This is a genomic window from Piscinibacter gummiphilus, from assembly GCF_002116905.1.
Lineage (GTDB): Bacteria > Pseudomonadota > Gammaproteobacteria > Burkholderiales > Burkholderiaceae_C > Rhizobacter > Rhizobacter gummiphilus.
The window spans coordinates 3,114,795-3,136,999 of the sequence record NZ_CP015118.1 but is presented as its reverse complement, the minus strand read 5'-3'; the positions used below and the strand labels follow the sequence as shown (position 1 = coordinate 3,136,999).

At 70.5% G+C, this 22,205-nt stretch carries 19 protein-coding genes; 7 read left to right on the top strand and 12 right to left on the bottom strand.

Going from position 1 to position 22,205, the window contains the following annotated elements; all coding sequences use genetic code 11:
- Nucleotides 1-14: 14 nt before the first annotated feature.
- The 8 genes from A4W93_RS14020 to ssuE all read right to left on the bottom strand — a co-directional run bounded on the left by A4W93_RS14020 (nucleotide 15) and on the right by ssuE (nucleotide 10,760).
- The gene (locus A4W93_RS14020) at nucleotides 15-1,736 is read right to left on the bottom strand and encodes a Na+/H+ antiporter (RefSeq protein WP_085754168.1); all 1,722 of its coding nucleotides are present in this window, start codon (nucleotides 1,734-1,736) and stop codon (nucleotides 15-17) included.
- A 17-nt stretch (nucleotides 1,737-1,753) separates the two neighbouring features.
- Nucleotides 1,754-5,761: a Pls/PosA family non-ribosomal peptide synthetase gene (locus tag A4W93_RS14015; protein WP_218919198.1), complete on the bottom strand. Its 4,008-nt coding sequence runs from the start codon at nucleotides 5,759-5,761 to the stop codon at nucleotides 1,754-1,756.
- Nucleotides 5,758-6,828 carry a GGDEF domain-containing protein gene (locus A4W93_RS14010; RefSeq protein WP_085751188.1) on the bottom strand — a complete coding sequence of 357 codons (1,071 nt, stop codon included), beginning with the start codon at nucleotides 6,826-6,828 and terminating at the stop codon, nucleotides 5,758-5,760. Before A4W93_RS14010 ends, A4W93_RS14015 begins: the two co-directional genes overlap by 4 nt.
- A 70-nt stretch (nucleotides 6,829-6,898) precedes the next feature.
- Nucleotides 6,899-8,023 carry a hypothetical protein gene (locus A4W93_RS14005; protein ID WP_085751187.1) on the bottom strand — a complete coding sequence of 375 codons (1,125 nt, stop codon included), beginning with the start codon at nucleotides 8,021-8,023 and terminating at the stop codon, nucleotides 6,899-6,901.
- A 220-nt stretch (nucleotides 8,024-8,243) separates the two neighbouring features.
- Entirely contained in the window at nucleotides 8,244-9,227 is a 984-nt protein-coding gene (locus tag A4W93_RS14000; RefSeq protein WP_085751186.1) for a formylglycine-generating enzyme family protein, read from the bottom strand.
- A 34-nt stretch (nucleotides 9,228-9,261) separates the two neighbouring features.
- Nucleotides 9,262-9,852, bottom strand: a complete 591-nt coding sequence (locus A4W93_RS13995; protein WP_085751185.1) for an RBBP9/YdeN family alpha/beta hydrolase — start codon at nucleotides 9,850-9,852, stop codon at nucleotides 9,262-9,264.
- Nucleotides 9,853-9,865: 13 nt separating this feature from the next.
- Nucleotides 9,866-10,084, bottom strand: a complete 219-nt coding sequence (locus A4W93_RS13990) for a TOBE domain-containing protein (protein WP_056655694.1) — start codon at nucleotides 10,082-10,084, stop codon at nucleotides 9,866-9,868.
- Between the two features lie 34 nt (nucleotides 10,085-10,118).
- The gene (gene ssuE / locus A4W93_RS13985; RefSeq protein WP_085751184.1) at nucleotides 10,119-10,760 is read right to left on the bottom strand and encodes an NADPH-dependent FMN reductase; all 642 of its coding nucleotides are present in this window, start codon (nucleotides 10,758-10,760) and stop codon (nucleotides 10,119-10,121) included.
- 152 nt (nucleotides 10,761-10,912) lie between these two features.
- Between ssuE and A4W93_RS13980 the strand changes: the two genes are divergently transcribed.
- The 4 genes from A4W93_RS13980 (at nucleotide 10,913) to A4W93_RS13965 (ending at nucleotide 15,041) form a co-directional block, all read left to right on the top strand.
- Nucleotides 10,913-12,211, top strand: a complete 1,299-nt coding sequence (locus tag A4W93_RS13980) for an O-acetylhomoserine aminocarboxypropyltransferase/cysteine synthase family protein (RefSeq protein WP_085751183.1) — start codon at nucleotides 10,913-10,915, stop codon at nucleotides 12,209-12,211.
- 93 nt (nucleotides 12,212-12,304) lie between these two features.
- Complete coding sequence (locus A4W93_RS13975) at nucleotides 12,305-13,327, top strand: ABC transporter substrate-binding protein (protein WP_085751182.1); 1,023 nt, start codon at nucleotides 12,305-12,307, stop codon at nucleotides 13,325-13,327.
- A gap of 2 nt (nucleotides 13,328-13,329) precedes the next feature.
- Nucleotides 13,330-14,172, top strand: a complete 843-nt coding sequence (locus A4W93_RS13970; RefSeq protein WP_085751181.1) for an ABC transporter ATP-binding protein — start codon at nucleotides 13,330-13,332, stop codon at nucleotides 14,170-14,172.
- 2 nt (nucleotides 14,173-14,174) lie between these two features.
- Nucleotides 14,175-15,041: an ABC transporter permease gene (locus tag A4W93_RS13965; RefSeq protein WP_085751180.1), complete on the top strand. Its 867-nt coding sequence runs from the start codon at nucleotides 14,175-14,177 to the stop codon at nucleotides 15,039-15,041.
- Between the two features lie 21 nt (nucleotides 15,042-15,062).
- Here A4W93_RS13965 and A4W93_RS13960 read toward each other — a convergent pair whose 3' ends face one another.
- Both A4W93_RS13960 and A4W93_RS13955 read right to left on the bottom strand, forming a co-directional pair.
- Nucleotides 15,063-15,494 carry a DUF4334 domain-containing protein gene (locus A4W93_RS13960; RefSeq protein ID WP_085751179.1) on the bottom strand — a complete coding sequence of 144 codons (432 nt, stop codon included), beginning with the start codon at nucleotides 15,492-15,494 and terminating at the stop codon, nucleotides 15,063-15,065.
- 18 nt (nucleotides 15,495-15,512) lie between these two features.
- Nucleotides 15,513-17,312, bottom strand: a complete 1,800-nt coding sequence (locus A4W93_RS13955; RefSeq protein ID WP_085751178.1) for a VOC family protein — start codon at nucleotides 17,310-17,312, stop codon at nucleotides 15,513-15,515.
- A 188-nt stretch (nucleotides 17,313-17,500) separates the two neighbouring features.
- Here A4W93_RS13955 and A4W93_RS13950 point away from each other — a divergent pair, with 188 nt between their 5' ends.
- Entirely contained in the window at nucleotides 17,501-17,854 is a 354-nt protein-coding gene (locus A4W93_RS13950) for a thioredoxin family protein (protein ID WP_085751177.1), read from the top strand.
- Between the two features lie 7 nt (nucleotides 17,855-17,861).
- On the opposite strand, the gene A4W93_RS13945 is transcribed toward A4W93_RS13950, so the two are convergent.
- The gene (locus tag A4W93_RS13945; protein ID WP_085751176.1) at nucleotides 17,862-18,290 is read right to left on the bottom strand and encodes a MarR family winged helix-turn-helix transcriptional regulator; all 429 of its coding nucleotides are present in this window, start codon (nucleotides 18,288-18,290) and stop codon (nucleotides 17,862-17,864) included.
- Between the two features lie 191 nt (nucleotides 18,291-18,481).
- Between A4W93_RS13945 and A4W93_RS13940 the strand changes: the two genes are divergently transcribed.
- A complete protein-coding gene (locus tag A4W93_RS13940) occupies nucleotides 18,482-20,167 on the top strand; it encodes a chloride channel protein (protein ID WP_099960062.1) in 1,686 nt (561 codons plus the stop codon).
- Nucleotides 20,168-20,170: 3 nt separating this feature from the next.
- Here A4W93_RS13940 and A4W93_RS13935 read toward each other — a convergent pair whose 3' ends face one another.
- Nucleotides 20,171-20,767, bottom strand: coding sequence for a TetR/AcrR family transcriptional regulator (locus tag A4W93_RS13935; protein WP_085751174.1), 597 nt, complete (start codon nucleotides 20,765-20,767; stop codon nucleotides 20,171-20,173).
- A 125-nt stretch (nucleotides 20,768-20,892) separates the two neighbouring features.
- Here A4W93_RS13935 and A4W93_RS13930 point away from each other — a divergent pair, with 125 nt between their 5' ends.
- A complete protein-coding gene (locus A4W93_RS13930; RefSeq protein ID WP_085751173.1) occupies nucleotides 20,893-22,188 on the top strand; it encodes an MFS transporter in 1,296 nt (431 codons plus the stop codon).
- The last annotated feature ends 17 nt before the right edge of the window (nucleotides 22,189-22,205 follow it).

Sequence of the window (22,205 nt, the reverse complement as noted above, 5' to 3'; positions counted from 1 at the left end):
CCGGGAGGCCGCGCTCATTCCTGGAGCGGCCCCTGGCCGTCCTCCATGTCCCCGACAGCACGGCGCGCGACCACGAGGCGCTTGCGCAGCGAGATCTCGGACAGGTCCAGCTCGGCCACCAGTGCTCGCAGCGACTCGTCGTTGATGCGGTTGTGTTGGCGTTCCACGTACAAGGCGCTGCGCTCGACATGCAGCGCGCTCAGGCGCAGCTCCATCTCCAGCAAGTAGCGCTCGCGGCGCTGGCGCACGGCCTGCGGCCATTCGGCCTGGGCCTCGGGGGTGGGCGCGGCGGGGTACTCCAGCATGTCGATGCGCTTGCGGTAGTCCTGCGTGAGGCGGCCCACGGCTTCCTGCACCTGGGCCTGGCGCACCGGGTCCTTGGTGGTCGACAGTTGACTGGCCATGTGCGAAATGGCCGCGTTGCAAGCCGCCACCCGTGCCCAGCGCTCTTCCTTTAGCGCCACCGGCTCGCCGGCGGGGGGCAGCAGGCGGAGCACCAGGGGCAGGCCCACGCTGCCGATCACCAAGGTCAGGAGGATGGTGGCCGTGGCCAGGAAGACGAGCTGGTCGCGCGCAGGAAACGGTGTGCCGCCCTGCAGCACGAGCGGCACCGACAAGGCACCGGCCAAGGTCACGGCGCCGCGGATGCCGGCCAGCGTCGTCGCCAGATCCAGCAGCGCCGAGGGCTTCTCCGCCATCGCACCGCGCTCGTGCGCACGCCACAGGCTGCCGCGCACCCCCAGCGTGAGCCAGATCCAGCGCAGGCCCAGCAGGGCCAACGTGATCAGCACGGCGTGGCCCGCCGGTCGCCACCAGTCATCACCGGCGGCAGCCAGCGTGTCCCCGACGATGGAGGGCAGCTGCAGGCCAAGGAGCAGGAAGATGGCACCGTTGAAGGCCGCCTCGACCATGTTCCAGATGCCCTCGGTCTGCATCCGCTCAGCCAGGAACTCGCCCCGCCGAAGGTCGGCGAAGTTGGTCGCGACGCCCGCCGCCACCGCGGCCAGGATGCCCGAGACACCGACCCTCTCGCCCACCAGGTACGCCGCGAACGGCAGAAGCACGAGCAGCAGCACCATCTGCGTGGCGGCCACGTCGCCCACGCGCCGCGTGACGCTCTCGCGCCCCACGGCGAATGCCCAGCCCAGCGCGGCACCGACCGCCAGGCCGCCCAAGGCCACCCAGAGGAACTCCTGGCCCGCGTCGGCCCAGGAGAAAGCGCCCGTCACCGTGGCGGCCACCGCGAACTTGAGCGCGACCAGGCCCGAGGCGTCGTTGAGCAGCGATTCGCCCTGCAACACGTGCATGGTCTTGGCCGGCATGCCCAGATTGCGCGTGATGGCCGCGACCGCCACCGCATCGGTGGGTGACACCACGGCAGCCAGCGCGAACGCGACCGTGAGCGGCATCGTCGGGATCATCCAGTGGATGAGGTAGCCCAGCCCCAGCACGGTGAACAGCACCAGGCCCAGCGCCAGCCGCAGGATGGGCCGGTGGAGCGAGAAGAACTCCCGCTTGGGGATGCGCCACCCGTCGGCGAAGAGCAGCGGCGGGATGAACAGGAGCAGGAAAAGATCGGGATCGAACGCGATGTGCAGGCCCTGCTGGGGCCAGGACAACGCCGCGCCGAGCATGATCTGGATCAGGGGCAGAGGAATGGCGCGCAGGTACCGCGCAGCGATGCCGGTGATCGCCCCGAGCAGGAGCACGAGCAGCACGGTTTCGACGGTATGCATGCGGACGCGGAGCCCGTCTAGGCGCGCAGGGCCGGCGCCGCCGGATTCCCCGTCCAACGGGTATCCGCCGGCAACGACTCGCCCTTCATCACGAGCGTCATGGGCCCGAGCTGCACGTTGTCGGCCACGGACGCGCTGTAGAGCACCGTGGTGCGCGGGCCGATGTTCACCTGCCGGCCGATGCGCACCTCGTCGATCTTCATCACGCGGTCCTCGAACAGGTGCGTCTGCGGGCACGTGAGCGCGTTCAGCTCCGTGTGGTCGCCGATGCGCACGCAGTCGAACTCGGTGATGTCGGTGGTGTCGAGGTACACGCCCTTGCCGATGCGGCAGCCCAGCAGGTTCAGCGCCCACGGCAGCCACGGCGTGCCGCGCAGGTAGCGCATGAAGTTGGGCACGGCGATGCCCTCGTACAGGTTCGTGGTGGCTTCCGACAGCCACACGAACGGCGTCCACATGGGCACCGCGCGCTGCTTGTAGCGCCCGATCAGCAGCCACTTGAACACGGCCACGAACACATAGGTCGCCAGACCGAACCAGAGCCCGTAGAGGGTCAGGTCCCACGCCACCTCGTCCCAGCGGCCCGCGCCCGCGGTGGGCATCACCGCCAGCACGATGGCGTAGCCGGCGGAGATCACGATGGCGTGGGGCGCGACGATGCGGAAGGCCTCGATCAGCCCGCGCGCCAGGCGCCGCCACGGCGACGGCCGGAACGTGAGCGACTCGGGGAAACCGGCCACGGTCTCGCGCGCCGGCAGGTGCATGGCGGGCGATCCCAGCCACGTGTCGCCGCTCTTCATGCGGCCGGCCTCGGGCGCGCGGGACAGCACGCCCACCAGCACGTTCTCGGGCAGCGTGGTGCCGTCGGGGATGTAGGCGCCGTTGCCCACGAAACTGCGGCGCGACACCACGGTGGGCTGCATCGTCATCCAGCCGCCGTCGATCTCCTCGTCGCCCAGCAGCACGGCGTCGGCGATGAAGGTCTCGTCGCCCAGGGTCAGCATGTCCGGCACCACGCCCAGCGCGGTGGAGATCTCGGCGTCGCGGCCGACCTTCGCGCCGAGCAGCCGGTACCAGGCCGGCGCGTACACCGTGGCGTAGAGGCCGTGCAGCGTCTGCAGGCTGGACTCCTGGATCTGGTTCACGAGCCACTTGCCGCAGTACACGTTGCTGTGCACCGGCCAGCTGCCGGTGCGCAGCCGCGGCAGCACGGACCAGCGGATGCCGGCCGACAGCAGCGCCGTCAGCACGATCATCACGGCGCTGGCCGGCAGCGCGAGCACGAAGTACTTCAGCAGCGGCAGCCCCTGGAACATCGCCGAGAGGGCCGGGAACACCTCGCTGTCGTCCAGCCAGTCGATCACCATGAACGTGGGGAACACGGGCATGAAGAACAGCGTGGCGATCAGCAGCGCGCCGAACACGAAGAAGGCGGCCTCGCCGCGCAGGCGGGCCGCCGACACCGGCGGGCGCGGCTTGAGCGAGCTGCGGTCGAACGGACCCGCATCGCGTGCGGGCGAGCCGGTCCAGAGGCGGTCGGCCGGCACGGCCTGGCCGCTGCGCAGCGCCGACTGCGCGTCGAGGTGGGCCCAGTCGTCCAGGCGGGTGTCGCCTTCCAGCACGGCGTACGAGCCCACATGGGTGTCGTGGCCGAGGTCGATGGGGCCGAGCACGAACCGGCCCTCGTGCACGCGCGCGTTCTCGAAGTTGACGGCGTTGCCCACGCTGACCCGGTCACCCACGGTCAGCAGGTCGGGCGAGCGCAGCGTGATGGAGCCGATGGTGGCATCGCGGCCCACACGTGCGCCGAGGGCCCGCAGCCACCACGCGTGCAGCGAGGAGCCGTGGATCAGGTACGTGGGCGCGGCCTCCACGAGGCGGTCCGTCACCCACCAGCGGTAGTAGACGAAGCCCCACATCGGGTACGTGCCCGCGGCGAGGCGCCCGGCGATGAGCCACTTGCCCGCGATGGCGATGGCGAACTCGAGCACCGTCGCGAACAGGAACACGAGGATGGACATGGCCACCGCGAACGGCACCGAGTCGCCCGGGCTGCCCGTGTGGAAGTGGTACGTGAAAAACGGCGCGAGCCACTGGCCCATGCGGATCGTCAGCAGCGGCGGCACCGCCAGCGCCTGGAAGAAGCCGCAGCGCCAGCGGCGCCATGCGGAGGGGGGTGTCCAGGCCGGCACGTCGTCGGCCGGTTCCTGCGCCGACGCCTCCAGCGCGCTGGCGATGGCGCCCAGCGTGCGGTGCGTGTAGATGTCGCGCACGGTGGCGTGGGCGAAGCGGGGATTCGCGCGCAGCGCGGACGCGAGCCGCGCGGCGAACAGCGAGTGGCCGCCCAGGTCCGAGAAGAAGTCGGCCTCGCGCCGGATGGCCTGGCCCGGGAACAGCGTCTCGAGCGCGGCGAACATCACCTCCTCGGCCGGTGTCTCGGCCACGTCGGACCCTTCGGCCCGCGCGGCCACCGCGAGCGCCCTCGCCTTCAGCGCGTTGCGGTCGATCTTGCCGGACGTGAGCCGGGGCATTTCGTCGAGCCATTCGTACCGCGTGGGCACCATGTACGGCGGCAGGCTGGCCGACAGCGCGGCGCGCAGCTCGGCGTCCGACGGCGCGCCCGCAGCTTCCGCCACGAGGTATGCCACCAGTTGGTCCACGCCGCCGTCCTTGCGCAGCAGCACGGCCGTGGTGCCCACGCCGGGCAGCGCGGCCAGCGCCGCCTCGATCTCGCCGAGTTCGACGCGGAAGCCGCGGATCTTCACCTGGTCGTCGGCCCGGCCCAGGCACTGCACCTGGCCGTGTTCGTCGATGCGGGCGAGGTCGCCCGTGCGGTACAGGCGGCCGTCCTGCGGGGCCGTGGCCCACGGGTTCTCGAGGAACCTCTGGGCGGTGAGGTCCGGGCGGCCGAGGTAGCCCGCCGCGACGCCGGGCCCGAAGATGCAGAGCTCGCCCGTCTCGCCGGGCGGCAGCAGGCGCAGGCCGTTCTCCACGTCGGTGGCGATGACCAGCAGGCCGTAGTTGGGCAACGGCGTGCCAATGGTGACCGGCTCGCCGGCATGCAGTTCGGCGAGGCTCGCCGACACCGTGGCTTCGGTCGGGCCATAGGTGTTGAAGACCTGCCGGCCGCCCACCGCCCAGCGGGCCACCAGCGACTCGGGGCACATCTCGCCGCCGAGGTTGATGAGCCGCAGGTTGGGCACGTCCTCCGCGAACAGGGCCAGCAGCGTGGGCACGGCATGCAGCACGCTGACCCCGGCCGCAGCCAAAGCCTTCGGCAGAGACTCGGGGTCGGCGGCCAGCGCCTTCGGGGCGAGCCACAGCGTGGCGCCCACGAGGTAGCTGATCCAGATCTCCTCGAACGACATGTCGAAGGCGACCGAGAAGCCCTGGTAGACCCGGTCGGTCTCGCGCACGCGCAGCACCTCGTTCTCGCTGCGCAGGAAGTGGCAGATGCTGCCCTGCCCCACCACGATGCCCTTGGGCTTGCCGGTGGAGCCCGACGTGTAGATCACGTAGGCCGGATGTTCCGGCCGCGCGCCTTCGCGCCGCCGCGCGGGCGCCGGTGCCGCATCGAGCAGACCTTCCGCCGTCCACACCGGGCGGCCCAGGCCGGACAGGCGCGGAGCCGAAGCCGCATCGGTGACGATGCCGGCGGCCTCCGCGTCGTCCAGGCACACCTGGATGCGGTCCACCGGGTTGTCGGCGTCGGAGGGCAACCAGGCGGCACCCGTCTTCGCGATGGCGAGTTGCATCACGAGCAGGTCGATGCCCCGCGGCAGCCACAGGCCCACGATCTGGCCCGGCCGCACGCCGGCCTCGATCAGGCGCGCGCAGGCACGGTCGGCCAGCGCGTCGAGTTCACCGTACGTGAGCGACCGGTCGCCGAACACCAGCGCCGGGTGATCGGGACGCCGCCGCACGGTGGCCTCGAAGACATCGGCGAGCACCTCGCCGCGCAGCAGGTCGGGCCGGTTCGGGCCGGCCAGCACCCCCGCCTCCGCGGGCTTCAGCGGCGCGTTCAATTCCAGCGCTCGAAGAGGTGCACGCGGTTCCGTCCGGCCTGCTTCGCCCGGTACAGCGCGCGGTCGGCCTGGGCGACGAGCGTGTGGGGGTCGATGCCGTGTTCAGGCTGCGCTGCCACGGCGCCGATGCTGACGGTCAGCGGGTGGAAAGTCCACGCGGTGCCTTCGACGGCGGCCCGCACGCGTTCGGCGGCCTCGCTGGCGCCGGTGGCGTCGGCATCGGGGAGGATGGCGACGAACTCCTCGCCGCCGAAGCGTGCGAGGAAGTCGTTGCTGCGCAGTGGCTGCAGCAACGACTGCACGATCTGGACGAGCGCGCCGTCACCGGTCGGGTGACCGAAGCGGTCGTTGAAGTCCTTGAAATGGTCCACGTCGATCATCAGGAGTCCGAGAGGGGAGCGGGTTCGGGCATGGCGGTTCCATTCGGCCGCCAGCCGCTGGTCGAAGGCGCGCCGGTTCCACGCGCCGGTGAGGACATCGGTGGTGCTGCGCAGGCTCAGGTCGGCGACGAGGTGCCGCAGCTCGAGCTGTGCGACCACCTGCCGCGCGAGCGAGGCGAGCGCGTTGCGTTCGCGCGGCGAGAGGTGCCGGGGCACGCGGTCGATCACGCAGAGCGTGCCGAGGGCCTGCCCGTCGGGGGACACCAGCGGCGCGCCGGCATAGAAGCGGATGTTCGGCTCACCGAGCACGAGCGGGTTGCGCGCAAAGCGGGGGTCGTCGAGGGCGTCGGGCACCTCGAGGATCTGGTCGGGTTCCAGAATGGCATGCGCGCAGAATGCCACGGAACGCGGTGTTTCCGTCGTGCCGTCGAGGCCCACGACGGCCTTGAACCACTGACGGTGCTCGTCGACCAGCGTGATCACCGCGATGGGCACGTTGCAGAGCGCCGCGGCCACGGTGGTGATGTCGTCGAAGGCCTGCTCGGCGGGGGTGTCGAGCACGCCGTAGCGGTTCAGTGCCGCGAGGCGCGCCACCTCGTTGACCGGCAACTCGGCCTGCACGGCGCTGGCCAGGACCGGCTCGATGGTCGGCCCGGGGTCGGGTGAAACGGGTGGAACAGACGACATCGGCGGAGCGTTTCCCGGGTTCCGGACCCGGAACCCTGCCGCCAAAGTGGAACCCAGCGCTGCCGGGGCGTCAATGCCCTTGATTCGTCGCCACGTCGTTGGCGAGGGGAGCCGCGTCGCCGGCTTGCGCCACCAGGCGCTTCGGCGCATCGGCCGTGGCGACGATCGGCGGATCGAGCAGGCGCACGAGCGGGCTCTTCAGGTCCCTCGCGTAGCCCACCACCGAGTTGTGCACGCCCCCGGGGATCGGTTTCCACGGGTCGGCGCCGCGGGCGAGCAGGAACTCGACCGTTTCCTGCTGGCGCGCCGGGTCGGCGAGGAAACCCGGCAGCAGCACGCGGGCGAGCGGGGTCCACGGCAGGCGGCCGCCCTGGGACGGCGGCACGCGGTTCGCGAGTTGCGGGGCGCGGTTGAGCCACCACTGGACCGCCTCGAAGTTGCTGGTGCGCAGGGCCTCCTCGAAGCCCGACGTCTGCCGGCCATCGACGGTGCCGAGCGAGGCAGCCGCGGTGTGCCCCTGGCTCTCGAGCTTGCGCCCGAACGGCGACAGCAGGTAGTCAGGGTGGAGCGCGCCCAGCACGCCGAAGCCGGCGGTGTCCCGCTGCAGCATGCCGGCGACCAGCCAGGTGTCGAGCACCCGGTCGAGACCGGCCTGGCGGGCGTTCGGGCAGCTGAACATGCGCACGACGTCGTGGCGCACGGACCGGGCGTCGGCCTCGGCCAGCCACACGAGGGATTCGCGCACCGCGGGCGACGCGGACTGGAAGTCGGGGCACGGCTGGACGGCGGCCAGCGCGACGAGCGGCGGCACCGGGCAGGACTCGGGCTGGGCGCCCTTGTTGAGCAGTTCGGGGAGCACCGGCCACAGGCGCGGGTCGCGCGCGGCCAGGGTCAGGTGGCAGCCCTGGAGTTCATTGCGGGCGATGTCCTCGGTGCGCAGGCTGCCGGCGACGAAGTGGCCGCAGCGTGCGGTCAGCGCCCGTTCGACGCTGTTCATCCGCAGGCAGGACACCGGATCGCCGTCGGTCATCTGGGCGTGCAGGTGTTTCGCGATCTCCCACGTGACGCTGGTGTCCGTGGCCACGCCGGCCACGCCCAGCACCAGGGACGTGGTGGTGCAACCGGCCGCCGAAGTCAGCACGAACAGGGCAACGGCAGCGCGGCGAAGTCGGGTCAACACGGAGGTGGGGCTCATGTCACTTTTGGGCAGATGCCCTTGCAACGCAACTTCCGAGCCACCGAAGCGGCCGCGGGCGTCCGTGGCCGCGAAACCGGACGGACCCCACATTCCATCGCGGTTCTCACCGCCCGAAGCTCCCGGACCGTCCGGTCCGGGCGGGTGACCAATTTCGTTGGCCGACCCGTTTCCTGTCATAAACGGGCAGGTGTGTCTCCGAGTGTGACGGCCCCGGTCGTCAGGGTTTCGTCTCCCGGACCAACCGGATGCCCACCAGGGTGTACCGGGTCTGGGGGGTGTTCCAGTTGCGGAACGCGCAGCGGGCATACAGCGGCCACGTGTGCCACGACCCACCCCGGCGCACCTTCACCTCCCCGGTGGCGGGGCCGGTCGGGTCGTCCACGGGCGACTGCGCGTAATAGTCGTCGCCATGCCAGTCGGACACCCACTCCCACACGTTGCCGTGCATGTCCGAGAGGCCGAACGCGTTCGGCGCGAACGAACCCACCGGCGCGGTGAAGGCGTGGCCGTCGTGGCCCGGCACGGCCCGGTCGCGCCACTTCGGCCAGTTCACCGCCGCGTCCTCGTCGAAGGTGTTGCCGGAGGCGACCAGGCCCGCCGGGTCGTCGCCGTGCTGGTACCGGGTGCGTGCTCCCGCGCGGCAGGCGTACTCCCACTCGGCCTCGGTGGGCAGGCGGTAGCGGCGCCCCTCCTGCTGGCTGAGCCACCGGGCGAGTGCCACGGCGTCGTTCCAGGTGACGTTGACGACCGGGTGGTCGTCGCCCTGCCGGAAGCCCGGGTTGCGCCACGAGTACACCGGCGAACGGCCCTCGAAGGCGTCGCCCCGTTTCGTGGTGGCGGGGTCGTAGGCCGGGTTGTGGCCGTAGCCGCCGGTGCCGTCCGCGACCGATTCGGGCACGTGGCCGGACCGTTCGAGGAAGCGCCGGAACTGCCCCACGGTGACCTCGTGGCGGCTCATCTCGAAGGCGCGCGTGATGCGCACCGTGTGGACCGGGGCCTCGTCACCCAGGCCCGTGAACCGCGACGGCTCCAGCCCGGGGTACGCGGCCGCCAGTGCGGCGGGGGCCTCGTCGCTGCCCATCTGGAACGTGCCGGCGGGGATGCGGACGAAGTCGATGCCGAGCACGTCGGCGGCGGGCGGCGATTGCGCGCAGCCCGCCAGCCCCAGGACACCCAGCCACCACACGGTCAGGAGTTTCATGGCCGCGAGTGTGTCACGGCCGCATGAGGCGCCGTCAGATGGCGAACGAGAACTCCAGCGGATGGGCCCGTGCCGATCGGCGCTGGCGCTCGACCCGCTGGATCATCAGCTCCACCAACGTCTTCGCATGCGGCAGCGGGCCGAAGCCGGACTCGGTGTTGATGTGTCCGACCGCCCCGAGGTTGATGAACTGCGAGCCCCAGATGCGCGCCCACGAGCGGGCGCTGTCGAGGCGCATCCACGGATCGTTCTCGCTCGCGAGCAGCGCGCTCGGGATCGGCAGCTGCGACTGCGGCAGGAACGGGCCGGCCGCGAACTTCTCGGGGTCGGCCGGCGCCACCATCAGCGCGGCGTGCACGCCCTGCCCGCCATGGGCCAGGTAGCGCGCGAGCGCGAGGCAGCCGAAGCTGTGCGCCACGGCCACCCAGCGCGTGCCGGGCTCGCGCGACAGTGTCACGTCGATGCGGTCGGCCCAGCGTTCGAGGTCGGCGCGGGTCCAGTCGTCCTGGCGCACGCGCGTCGACCGCTTGAAGTGGCCTTCGAGCCAGGTCTGCCAATGGCCCTGGCCGCTGTCGTGCAGCCCCGGCACCACCAGGACACGGACGGGATCGCCCTTGAAGCCCATGGCCCGCCCCGTGTCAGAGCGTCGCGATGGACACTTCGGTGGACTTCACCAGCGCGACCACGTCGCGCCCCGGCTTCAGGCCCAGTTCCTTGACGGAGCGGGTGGTGATGACCGACGTGACCACGAGGCCGGACGGCGTCTCGACGTCGATCTCCGAGACGACGGGGCCTTCGATGATTTCCTTGACCTTGCCGCGGAACTGGTTGCGGACGTTGATGGCGGTGATGCTCATGTTCTTCTCCAGGGGATGACAGCGAAAGGGAAACTCAGGTGGACCAGCGCACGTCGCGCGGGGCCCAGCGCGTGGACTCGCCGGCCTGCGGCGCCTGCAGGCGCGACAGCAGCGCCTCGCGCTCGCGGGCCGCGTCCTCCAGCCGCTGGAACTCGTCGTTGCGGTCGATGACGGTCTGCAGCGACCGCGCGACTCGCTCCTGCACCTCGGGCAACAGGCGGTAGCCTTCGGTCTCGTGCTTCGGGATCTGCGGGTCGGTGGCGAACACCGGGTCGAGGATGTCGCGCGCGCCCAGGGCCGACAGCACGGGCTTGAGCGCGTAGTCGAGGGCCAGCAGGTGGGCGATGCTGCCGCCGGTGGCCAGCGGCACGACGGTCTTCTCGCGCAGGCCGTCCTGCGGCAGCAGGTCGAGGAACGACTTCAGCAGGCCGCTGTAGGCCGCCTTGTAGATCGGGGTGGAGACCAGCACGACCTGGGCCTCGTTCACCTCGTTCAGCGCCTGCCGGATCAGCGGGTGGTCGAACTGGGCGTGCAGCAGCGCCTCGGCGGGCAGTTCACGGACCGAGATGGTGTGCAGGCTGCTGGCCACGTGCCGCAGCGAGGCCGTGGCGTGCTGCAGCAGGGCCGCGGAGCGGGAGGTGGCGGACGGACTGCCCAGGATGCCGACGATTTTCATGAAGCCGAGACGAGCGTGGTGTCGATGGCGTGACGATAAGGAGACGTCGTTGCTCGCGGAACGAAGAAGAACGCCTTTCCTTATCGCAATTGCGTATTTCTCTTCGGCCCATGCGCTTCGTAGCCTGCGCGCTCCACTTCGAGGAGACCCTCATGTCCCAAGCTTCCTGGCGCTTCGAAACACGGTCCATCCACGCCGGCTATTCGCCGGACCCGACGACGAAGGCCGTCGCGGTGCCCATCTACCAGACCGTGGCCTACGCGTTCGACAACGCGCAGCACGGGGCCGACCTGTTCGACCTCAAGGTGCCGGGCAACATCTACTCGCGGATCATGAACCCGACGAACGACGTGCTGGAGCAACGGCTCGCCTCGCTCGAGGGTGGCATCGGCGCGCTGGCGCTGGCGTCGGGCCAGGCCGCGGTGACCTATGCCATCCTGACGATCAGCGAGGCCGGCGACAACATCGTCTCGTCCAGCGCGCTCTACGGCGGCACGTACAACCTCTTCGCCCACACGCTGCCGCAATACGGCATCACCACGCGCTTCGCCGACCACCGCGACCCCGCCTCGTTCGAGGCGCTGATCGACGACCGCACGAAGGCGGTGTTCGTCGAGTCGCTCGGCAACCCGGCCGGCAACGTGACCGACATCGCCCGGGTCGCCGAGATCGCGCACCGCCACGGCGTGCCGCTGATCGTCGACAACACCGTGCCCTCCCCCTACCTCAGCCGCCCGTTCGAACACGGCGCCGACATCGTCGTGCACTCGCTGACGAAGTACCTCGGTGGCCACGGCACGAGCGTGGGCGGCGCGATCGTCGACTCGGGCAAGTTCCCGTGGGCCCAGCACAAGGCCCGCTTCAAGCGCCTCAACGAACCCGACCCGAGCTACCACGGCGTGGTCTACACCGAGGCCCTCGGCCCGGCCGCGTACATCGGTCGCGCCCGCGTCGTTCCGCTGCGCAACACCGGCGCGGCGCTGTCACCGTTCAACGCGTTCCAGATCCTGCAGGGCATCGAGACACTCGCGCTGCGCCTGGACCGCATCAGCGACAACGCCGTCAAGGTGGCGCAGCACCTGTCGACCCATCCGAAGGTGGGCTGGGTCAACTACGCGGGCCTCGAAGGGCATCCGGACCATGCGCTGGTGAAGAAGTACCTCTCGGGCAAGGCCTCGGGGCTGTTGACCTTCGGCGTGAAGAGCCCGGCCGGCCAGGGCCGCGAGGCGGGCGCGCGGTTCCTCGACGCGCTGGCGCTCTTCACGCGCCTCGTCAACATCGGCGACGCCAAGTCGCTGGCCACGCACCCCGCGTCCACCACGCACCGCCAGTTGAACCCGGAGGAGCTGAAGAAGACGGGGGTGACCGAGGACACCGTGCGCCTGTCCGTCGGCATCGAGCACATCGACGACCTGATCGCCGACCTCGACCAGGCGCTCGCGGCCGTCTGAGGGGGTGAGGATCGTCATTCGAAAAGCTTCGTTGTCGTGGACGCCGGGGGCCGGTTTACTGCAGTCCTCGACCACACGAAACGAACCTCTTCCATGACGATCCGACGCCGCCTCGTTGCCCTCGCTGCCAGTTCCAGCCTCGCGCTGTCCGCCCTCGGCCTCGCCACCCCGGCGCGTGCCGAGGGACAGCTCCGCATCGCCGAGCAGTTCGGCATCGTGTACCTGCTGCTCAACGTGGCGCAGGACCAGAAGCTGATCGAGAAGCATGGCAAGGCGCTCGGCCAGGAGATCAAGGTCGAGTTCGTGAAACTGTCGGGTGGTGCCGCCGTCAACGACGCGCTGCTGTCGGGTTCCATCGACGTGGCCGGCGCCGGCGTGGGCCCGCTGCTCACGATCTGGGACCGCACGAAGGGCAAGCAGGACGTCAAGGGCATCGCCTCCCTCGGCAACTTCCCGTACTACCTCGTCTCGAACAACCCGAACGTCAAGACCATCGCCGACTTCACCGACAAGGACCGCATCGCGCTGCCCGCGGTGGGCGTGTCGGTGCAGGCCCGCATCCTCCAGTTCGCTGCCGCGAAGCAGTGGGGCGACAAGGAGTTCAACCGCCTCGACCGGCTGACGCAGACCCTGCCCCACCCGGACGCGGCCGCCGCCATCATCGCCGGCGGCACCGAGATCACCGGCCACTTCGGCAACCCGCCGTTCCAGGAACAGGAGCTCGCCGGCAACCCGAAGGCGCGCATCGTGCTGAACTCGTACGACGTGCTGGGCGGGCCGGCGTCGGCCACCGTGCTGTACGCCACCGACAAGTTCCGCCGCGCCAATCCGAAGACCTACCGCGCGTTCATCGAGGCGCTGGACGAGGCCGCACGCTGGGTGCGCGCGAACCCCGAGAAGGCCGCGGACACCTACATCCGCGTGAACAACGCGAAGATCGACCGCGACCTGCTGGTGAAGATCATCAGGAACCCGCAGGTGGAGTACAAGATCGCGCCGCAGAACACGCTGGCCCTCGCGCAGTTCCTGCACCGCGTGGGCGCGCTCAAGAACGAGCCGCGCGCCGCGAACGACTACTTCTTCGCCGACCACCCGGCCACCGCCCGAGGAGACTGACCATGGGCATCCCGTTCCTGCGCGTCGTGCCGCCACCACTGCCCCGCGAGCCGCGTGCCACGAGCGACGTGCCCACGCTCCAGGCCGAGGACGTGACGATCGAGTACCGCACGCCGGAGCGGGTCGTGCGCGCCACCGACCGCGTGAGCTTCGACGTGCTCGAAGGCGACCGCTTCGTGCTGCTCGGTCCCTCGGGCTGCGGCAAGTCCACGCTGCTGAAGGCCGCCGCGGGTTTCGTCACGCCCCGCTCGGGCCACATCCGGCTCGATGGTGCGACGGTCAGCGAACCCGGACCGGACCGCATCGTCGTGTTCCAGGAGTTCGACCAGCTGCCGCCGTGGAAGACGGTCAAGGCCAACGTGATGTTCCCGCTGCGGGCGTCGCGCCTGCTGTCGCGGCGCCAGGCCGAGGAACGGGCGCTGCACTACCTCGACAAGGTGGGCCTCGCCGACTTCGCCGACGCGTACCCGCACACGCTGTCGGGCGGCATGAAGCAGCGCGTGGCCATCGCCCGCGCCCTCGCGATGCAGCCGCGCGTGCTGCTGATGGACGAGCCGTTCGCCGCGCTGGATGCCCTCACGCGCCGTCGCATGCAGGAGGAACTGCTGTCGCTGTGGGAGGAATTCCGTTTCACTCTGCTGTTCGTCACCCACTCGATCGAGGAAGCCCTCGTGGTGGGCAACCGCATCCTGCTGCTGTCGCCGCACCCGGGTCGCGTGCGCGCGGAACTCGACGCACAGGCCTACGGCCTGCACAGCCTCGGCAGCCCCGAGTTCCAGTCCACGTCGCAGCGCATCCACCGCCTGCTGTTCGACGAACCCGCCGCGTCGCTCGCGGCCGCCTGACGATGACCGCCGCCCTTGTCCGCCCCGAATACGAACGCGACCTGCCGCCGCTGAGCGACGACGAGGTCGTGCAACCGCTGCCGCTCTCGGCTCGCCTGTGGCAGCAGGGGTGGGTGCGCAAGACCGTGCTGCTGCTGGTGATGGCCGGCCTGTGGGAGGTGGCCGCGCGCCTGAAGGCCAACGACCTGCTGCTGCCCACGTTCGTCGACACCGCCATCGCCTTCGGCCAGGGCCTGTGGAGCGGCGAACTGCTGCACCGGGCCGGCATGTCGCTCGCCGTGTTGCTGCGCGGCTATCTCCTGGGCATCGCCGCGGCCTTCGTGCTGACGACGCTGGCCACGTCCACGCAGCTGGGCCGCGACCTGCTGGACACGCTGACGTCGATGTTCAACCCGCTGCCCGCCATCGCGCTGCTGCCCGTCGCGCTGCTGTGGTTCGGGCTGGGCCAGGGCAGCCTCGTGTTCGTGCTGGTGCACTCGGTGCTGTGGCCGCTGGCGCTCAACACGTACAGCGGCTTCCGCTCGGTGCCCGAGACGCTGCGCATGGCGGGCCGCAACTACGGCCTGCGCGGCTTGCGCTACGTGCTGTTCATCCTCGTGCCGGCGGCGCTGCCCGCCATCGTGGCCGGACTGAAGATCGGCTGGGCCTTCGCGTGGCGCACGCTGATCGCGGCCGAACTGGTGTTCGGCACCACCAACAGCGGCCAGGGCGGCCTTGGCTGGTTCATCTTCCAGAACCGCAACGAGCTCTACACCGACCGCGTGTTCGCGGGCCTCGCGATGGTCATCGTGATCGGCCTGCTCGTCGAGAGCCTCGTGTTCGTGACGCTGGAACGCGCGACGGTGCGGCGCTGGGGGATGCAGCGCTGACCGTCGCGGTGCGTCAACGGGTCATTGGCGCGTGAGGTGGAAGAAGAAGTCCGTGGGCTTCCCCTTCACGTCCCCGAGGCCGATGATCACGTCGTCGGTGACCTTGCGGAAGTAGTCCATGATGGGCTGCTTGTCGTAGATCAGCGAGGCCGAGACCTTGCCGCGCCAGGCCATCAGCCGCATCTGCGCCGCGCCCAGATTGTCATAGGCGTACACGGAGCCGTCGTCCCTGCGGCACAGCAGCGGCTCGCAGTAGTCGGCCGATACGAAACGCTTGCCGTACCACTTGATCGGGTCGGGGTCCTTGCCGCCGTCGAACTTGCCGCCCTTCCACGTGCCGAGGATCTCCTCGATCGAGATGGGGTCGAGCTGGTCATACAGCGGGAAGATCAGGTCGGGGGCGTACGCCTGGCCGGTCTGGATCATCTCCAGCAACTGGGTCTGTGCACTCATGGGGTGGTCCTCCTGGGATCAGTTCGGGGAGCTGAGGATCTCGAGCACCGTGCCGTCGGCATCCTTCGCGTAGCCGACCAGCGCGTCGCCCAGGGCGGCTTCGGTGGCGGCCGCGGGGGCGCGGGTGACGGTCTTGCCGGCGTCGAAGATCCGCTTGGCGTAGTCGCCCGGGCGGTCGGCGCGCAGACCGAGGGTCACGGGGTTGTCCTTGTAGTTCTTCGCGGTGCCGTCGGTGTAGGTCATCAGCACGATGCTCGCCCCGCGCCCGGCCTTCGAGCCGAGGATGTACTCGTCGTACCAGGGCGTGTTCGCGGCCTTCGCGATCGACAGCTTCGGCGCCACGAGCTTCATGTCCAGCGTGTCGACGTAGAAGGTCTTCGCCGCCTCGAGGTCGGCCACGCCGATGCCGAAGGCGCTGACGTACGGCGTGGTGGCGGCCGCGCTGCTCGCGATTTCGACGAGGTTGTTGTCGGGGTCGCGGGAGAACGAGACCATGCTGCCGTTGAAGTTCGCGGGCGTGGACGCGCTGCCGCCGGCGGCCACCACCGCGGCCACGGCCGCCGGGGTGTCGCTCACGTAGAACACGATCTTGCCGGGGTTCTGCTTGTAGTTGCGGGTCGAACCGTCCGTGTGCTTGTAGAGCACGAGCTGGGCGCCGCGCTTGTCGGCGGCATCGAGCACCACCTCGTCGCGGTCGGTGCGCGTGAGGCGCACGCGTTCGGTCATGCCGAAGGCGGCCTTGTAGAACGCCACCGACTTCTCGAGGTCGGTCACGCCCACGCCGGCCGAGCACAGGTACGCCCCGGTGGTCGACGTTGACGCCGACGTGATCGCTGCCGTGCCGCACGGGGCGGCCTGGGGCGACTTGTACAGGTGGAGCTGCGTGCCGTCGGCGTCCTTCGCGGTGCTGGCGACGATGCCGCCGAGGACGGCCTCGGCCGACTTCGCGGGCGCCGCGGGCACGGTGCCGCCAGCATCGGTGATGCGCTTGGCGTACGCCACCGGGTCGCTCACCCGCAGGCTCAGCGAGACCGGGTTGTTGGTGTAGTTCTTGGCGGAGCCGTCCGTGTAGTGCATCAGCACGACGGCCGAGCCCTTCGCGGTGGGCGACGACAGGATGTACTCGTCGTACCAGGGCGTGACACCGCCCGCGCCATTCGGCTTCGTGACCGAGAGCTTGAGCGTCTGCTTGAAGTCGAGCACGTCGATGTAGTACGCCCGGGCGGCCTCCAGGTCGGTCACGCCGATGCCGAAGGCGCTGAGGTACGAGTGCGTGGCCACCGCGCTGCCGGCGATCTCGACGAGGTTGTTGTCGGGGTCACGGCCGAAGCCGACCATCGTGCCCTGGAACAGCACCGGGGGGCTCGTCAGCGTGCCGCCGGCGGCGGCCAGCGCCGCGCCGAAGGCCGCCGGGTCCTTCACGTAGAAGACGATCTTGCCCGGGTTCTTCGAATAGTCGCGGGCCGTGGTGTCGCTGTGCTTGAAGAGCACGAGGTGCGAGCCACGCGCGTCGGCGGATGCCATCACCACCTCGTCGCGGTCGGTGCGCTTCAGCCGCGCCTTCTCGCGCATGCCCAGGGCCTTGTAGAACGTGACGGCACGTTCGAGGTCGGCCACGCCGACGTTGGCGGCACAGAGGTACGCGCCCGTGGCGCTGGCCGTGGGCACGGCGCCCGCCGCGGGTTCGAGCGCGGGGCACGGATCCACCACGGCGGCCGGCGCCACCGGGGCGGCGACGACCTCGTCGTCGTCCCCGCCGCATCCCATCACCATCGCCCCCACCACCGCCACCGTCGCCCAACCGATCGACTTGTTCATCACTGCTCCGTTCTCGTTCTGGCACACATAACTGAACCAGCGTTCAGTGAAACGGATTGTTGAACTAAACGTACGTTCAGTCACCTAGGGTTGGCCCGGCGTCGCGCACGCGACATGCGTTGCGCCGACACAAGGATTTCGGTGGGGCCGCCAGCGGACGGGGCGTTCGTCTGGGATGATTCGCACCCATGCATTCGCCCTCCTCACCGACCGGACCGCTGCTCGTCGCCTGCCTCTGCGCCGCCTGGTGCGGCAGTTGCCGCGAGTACCGTCCCACGTTCGATTCGGTGGAGGCCGCGTTCCCGGAGGCCACGTTCCGCTGGATCGACATCGAGGACGAGTCCGACCTGGTCGACCCGCTGGACGTGGAGAACTTCCCGACCCTGCTGATCGCCGTCGGCGGTATGCCCGTCTTCTACGGCCCCCTCACGCCGCACCGCGAGACGCTGGTGCGCCTCGTGCGCACCCATGCCGACGCGCCCGTGCCAGCGGCGCTGCCCTCGCCCGACGTGCACCGCGTGGTGCAACGCCTGCTCGCCTGACGGCGGCTCAGCCGCGGTCGTTGAACGCGGAGATGTGCGCCACCTGGAACACGTCGGACAGCGCCTGCAACTCGGTGCGGTGCCGCTGCGCCAGGCGCCGCAATGACTTCTCGCCCTCGGGCGTGACCCGCACGATCACCTGACGCCGGTCGGTTTCGCCCGGCTCGCGGGTCACGAGGCCCGCCGCCACGCAGCGCGCGACGAGCGCCACCACGCCGTGCTGCTGCGTCTGCAGGCGTTCGGCCAGTTCGCCGATGGTGGCCCAGTCCCGCCCCGGGAACCCGCGCACGTGCAGCAGCAGCTGGTACTGCTGCGGCGTGAGCCCCTCGGCCTGCGCCGCGTCCTCGCTGAAGCGCAGGAAGCGCCGCAGCTGGTAGCGGAACTCGGAAAGGGCTTCGAAATCGGCTTTCGTGAGGGCGGGGGGTCGTGGGGTCATGGAGGGGTCGGGCGCCTCAATAGATCATGCCGTGATGTAATTCGGGATTGTCGGTCCAGAACGAACGCCTCATGAATCCAACGCTGCCGCAACGGCTGCAGAGCTTAGGGTCGGCCCGCGCGCCGGTCAACGCCGGTGCCGCGCCCCGGCCCCAACCGGGCGACTACGCGGCCCAGCCCCGCCTGCTGCGCATGGCCGCGCTCGCCGCCGTGCTGGGCGGGCTCGGCACCGTGGCCGCCTACACGCTGCTGACGCTGATCCGCTTCTTCACGAACGTGTTCTTCTTCCAGACGCTCTCGGTGGCCGACCGGTCGCCCGCTGAGCACACGCTGGGCCTCTGGGTGATCGCGCTGCCGGTGGTCGGCGGCCTCGTCGTCGGGCTGATGGCGCGGTACGGGTCCGAGAAGATCCGCGGCCACGGCATTCCCGAGGCCATCGAGGCCATCCTGTTCGGCAAGAGCCGAATGTCGCCCAAGGTGGCGGTGCTCAAGCCGTTGTCTTCCGGCATCGTCATCGGCTCGGGCGGCCCGTTCGGTGCCGAGGGGCCGATCATCATGACGGGCGGTGCGGTGGGGTCGCTGCTCGGGCAGTTGCTGCACCTCTCGGCCGCCGAACGCAAGACGCTGCTCGTGGCCGGCGCCACGGCGGGCATGACCGCGGTGTTCGGCACGCCGCTCGCGGCCGTGCTGCTCGCGGTGGAACTGCTGCTGTTCGAGCTGCGCCCGCGCAGCCTGCTGCCCGTGGCCATCGCGTGCGCGGTGGCCGGCTTCACGCGCCCGCTGCTGCTCGACGCCGGCCCCCTCTTCCCGCTGCAGACCGCGCCGGTCGCGTGGCCCGCGATGTTGTCGTGTGGGGTGGCGGGCGCGCTCGCAGGGCTGCTGTCGGCCGGCATGTCCCGCGCGCTCTACGCCGTCGAGGACCTGTTCCACCGCCTGCCCGTGCACTGGATGTGGTGGCCCGCGATCGGCGGTCTCGTCGTAGGCCTCGGCGGCTGGTGGCAGCCGCGGGCGTTCGGCGTGGGCTACGACGTGATCGCGGACCTGCTGAACCACCGCCTGCTCGTCGACGCGGCGCTCGCGCTGCTCGCCGCGAAGGCGGTGATCTGGGTCGTCGCGCTCGGTTCCGGCACCTCGGGCGGCGTGCTCGCGCCGCTGCTGATGATCGGCGCCGGGCTCGGTCTCGTGCTGTCGCTCGTGCTCCCTGGCGGCGATGCGTCGCTGTGGCCGCTCGTGTGCATGGCCGCGGTGCTGGCCGGCGTGCTCGGTGCGCCCCTCACGGCGACCGCGTTCGCGTTCGGCCTCACGGGCGACGGCAACGCCCTGCTGCCGCTGCTGCTCGCCTGCGCTGTGTCACAGGGCGTCAGCGTCCTGCTGATGCCGCGTTCGATCATGACCGAGCGCATCGCACGCCGCGGCCGACATGTCTACCGCGAGTACGGCGTGGACCCGCAGGAGCGCGCGCACGTGGGGGACGTGATGACCCGGTCGCCCGACTGCGTGCCCGCCGAGACACCGCTGCGCGACGTGGCCGCGCGCTGGTTCGGTCCCGCCCAGCGGCACCGGGCCTTCCCCGTGGTGCGGGCCGACGGCGTTTTTGTGGGTCTCGTCGACCGCGCCCATCTCGGCGGCCCGCCGGACACGCCCGCGGGCGACCTCTTCGCGTCGGCCGACGCGCCGGTCGCGTTGCCCGAGGACACGTGCCGCAGCGTCGCGCTGCGCATGGCCGCGCTGGACATCGAACGGCTCGCGGTGGTGGACGACCCGGTGGACCGCCGCCTCGTGGGCCTCGTGAGCCGCAGCGACCTCGTGAAGCCCGCGCAGGGCCTGCACGACGAGGAAGTCGTACGCGAACGGCCGTTGCGCTGGCGCCGGCGCTGAACGTCAGGGCGCCTTCGGCGGCACCGACAGGCTCCCCAACACCTGGTGCACGTGGCCGAGCACTTCGTCGGCCAGCGCCCGGTCTGTCTTCGCCACCCCACGGGAGATCGCCATCGCGCCCATCAGCGCGGCCACCACCAGGCTCGCCACCGCGTCCCGGTCGATCTGCCGCTCGTCGTCGGGCAGCGTGTCGCGGATGCCGGCACGCAGCGCCACGAACGCATCCGTGAACCCCTGGCTGACCTGCGCCCCCTGGCGCGCGGTTTCGCATGCGGTGGAGACCAGCGGGCACCCCAGCGTCAGGTCATCGCGCGTGCGCCGGCTCAGGTAGGCGTCGAGGTACCGCGCCAGCGACGGGGCTTCGCCGCCTTCGGTCGTGCCCATGCGGGCATGGCCCGTGCGGAACGCCTGGCCGAAGGCCTGGGCCGCGAGGTCCTGCTTGTCCGTGAAGTGCTTGTAGAGCGCCCCGTGCGTCAGCCCCGCCTGGCGGCACACGTCGGCCACACCCACGCCGTCGATGCCGTGCTGCTTGAACATCACGGCCGCTGCGTCCAGCAGCGCCTGGCGATTCTGCTGGGACTGTTCCTTCGTGACTTTCATCGTGCGGGATTCCGTTGACAGTTTTTGATTGCGATCATTATCATTGATGCCTTCGCCGATGCCAACAAGCCCCTGCTGGCACCTGTCTTCCGGGCCGCCAAGCCCTTCCTGAAAGACGCTCGAACATGTTAGCCGTCCGCCTCTCCGCCTTCCTCCAACGCCGGGGCATCCACTACGCCTGGGCCATCGCCGCCATCACGTTCCTCGCGATGCTGGTGACCTCCGCCGCGCTGGGACTGCCCGGTGCCCTGATGCAGCCGCTGTCCCGCGAGTTCGGGTGGAGCACCACCGAGCTGTCGTCCATCTTCGCCGTGCGCTTCGCGCTGTACGGCCTGCTCGGCCCCTTCGCAGCCGTGGTGCTGATGCGCTACGGCGTCTCGCGTGTCGTCGCGCTCGCCGCAGGCGTGATCGCCACGTCGCTGCTCCTCGGCCAGTTCATGCACAGCCTCGGCCAGGCGTTCGCGCTGTGGGGCCTCACGCTCGGCATCGGCACGGGCCTCACGGCCATGGTGCTGGGCGCGATGGTCGCCAACCGCTGGTTCGTGCAGCGCAAGGGCCTCGTGATGGGCCTGCTGGCCGGCAGCAGCGCGACGGGCCAGCTGGTGTTCCTGCCGCTGGCCGCGTGGCTCATCGAACAGTACGGCTGGCGCTGGGCCCTCGTGCCGGTCGTCGCCGCGTCGGTCCTGGTGCTGGTGCTCGTGCTGCTGTTCATGCGCGACACGCCGGCCGCGCTGGGCCTCGCCCCGTACGGCGCCGCCCCCGACGCACCGCCCGCCCCGTCCGCACCGCGACCGGACTGGGCCTTGCCCTTCCGCACGCTCGCCAGCGCCGCCCGCGTGCCGACCTTCTGGGTGCTTGCCGGCACGTTCTTCATCTGCGGCCTGAGCACGAACGGCCTCGTGCAGACGCACTTCATCTCGCTGTGCGCAGACCGCGGGCTCGGACCCGTGCCCGCCGCGTCCGTGCTGTCGATGATGGGCATCTTCGACCTGGTCGGCACCACCCTGTCCGGCTACCTGTCGGACCGTTTCGACAACCGCAAGCTGCTGTTCTGGTACTACGGCCTGCGCGGCCTCTCCCTCTTCTGGCTGCCGCACTCGGACTTCACGCTGATGGGCCTCTCGCTGTTCGCGATGTTCTACGGCCTCGACTGGATCGCGACGGTGCCGCCCACCGTGAAGCTGGCGGCCGCGGAGTTCGGCCCCGAACGCGCGAGCGTGGTCTTCGGCTGGGTCTTCGCCGCCCACCAGCTCGGCGCCGCCACCGCCACGTACGGCGCGGGCCTGTCGCGCTCGATCCTCGCGTCGTACGACCCGGCGGTGTACGCCGCGGGGGCCGCCTGCCTGCTCGCCGCAACGGCCGTGCTGCTGATCCGGGGACGGCAGCGCGACCCGGTGGTGCTCGCCGCGAAACAGGCGTGACGGGACCGCACACCGGA

Excerpts from the sequence above, each read along its gene's own strand:
- A4W93_RS13965 (WP_085751180.1), top strand. The coding sequence starts at position 14,175 with ATGACCGCCGCCCTTGTCCGCCCCGAATACGAACGCGACCTGCCGCCG.
- A4W93_RS13975 (WP_085751182.1), top strand. The coding sequence starts at position 12,305 with ATGACGATCCGACGCCGCCTCGTTGCCCTCGCTGCCAGTTCCAGCCTC.
- ssuE (WP_085751184.1), bottom strand. The coding sequence starts at position 10,760 with ATGAAAATCGTCGGCATCCTGGGCAGTCCGTCCGCCACCTCCCGCTCC.
- A4W93_RS13960 (WP_085751179.1), bottom strand. The coding sequence starts at position 15,494 with ATGAGTGCACAGACCCAGTTGCTGGAGATGATCCAGACCGGCCAGGCG.
- A4W93_RS14005 (WP_085751187.1), bottom strand. The coding sequence starts at position 8,023 with ATGAGCCCCACCTCCGTGTTGACCCGACTTCGCCGCGCTGCCGTTGCC.
- A4W93_RS13980 (WP_085751183.1), top strand. The coding sequence starts at position 10,913 with ATGTCCCAAGCTTCCTGGCGCTTCGAAACACGGTCCATCCACGCCGGC.
- A4W93_RS13990 (WP_056655694.1), bottom strand. The coding sequence starts at position 10,084 with ATGAGCATCACCGCCATCAACGTCCGCAACCAGTTCCGCGGCAAGGTC.
- A4W93_RS13955 (WP_085751178.1), bottom strand. The coding sequence starts at position 17,312 with ATGAACAAGTCGATCGGTTGGGCGACGGTGGCGGTGGTGGGGGCGATG.
- A4W93_RS13940 (WP_099960062.1), top strand. The coding sequence starts at position 18,482 with ATGGCCGCGCTCGCCGCCGTGCTGGGCGGGCTCGGCACCGTGGCCGCC.
- A4W93_RS13970 (WP_085751181.1), top strand. The coding sequence starts at position 13,330 with ATGGGCATCCCGTTCCTGCGCGTCGTGCCGCCACCACTGCCCCGCGAG.
- A4W93_RS13950 (WP_085751177.1), top strand. The coding sequence starts at position 17,501 with ATGCATTCGCCCTCCTCACCGACCGGACCGCTGCTCGTCGCCTGCCTC.
- A4W93_RS13935 (WP_085751174.1), bottom strand. The coding sequence starts at position 20,767 with ATGAAAGTCACGAAGGAACAGTCCCAGCAGAATCGCCAGGCGCTGCTG.
- A4W93_RS14000 (WP_085751186.1), bottom strand. The coding sequence starts at position 9,227 with ATGAAACTCCTGACCGTGTGGTGGCTGGGTGTCCTGGGGCTGGCGGGC.
- A4W93_RS13945 (WP_085751176.1), bottom strand. The coding sequence starts at position 18,290 with ATGACCCCACGACCCCCCGCCCTCACGAAAGCCGATTTCGAAGCCCTT.
- A4W93_RS13995 (WP_085751185.1), bottom strand. The coding sequence starts at position 9,852 with ATGGGCTTCAAGGGCGATCCCGTCCGTGTCCTGGTGGTGCCGGGGCTG.
- A4W93_RS14020 (WP_085754168.1), bottom strand. The coding sequence starts at position 1,736 with ATGCATACCGTCGAAACCGTGCTGCTCGTGCTCCTGCTCGGGGCGATC.
- A4W93_RS13930 (WP_085751173.1), top strand. The coding sequence starts at position 20,893 with ATGTTAGCCGTCCGCCTCTCCGCCTTCCTCCAACGCCGGGGCATCCAC.
- A4W93_RS14010 (WP_085751188.1), bottom strand. The coding sequence starts at position 6,828 with ATGTCGTCTGTTCCACCCGTTTCACCCGACCCCGGGCCGACCATCGAG.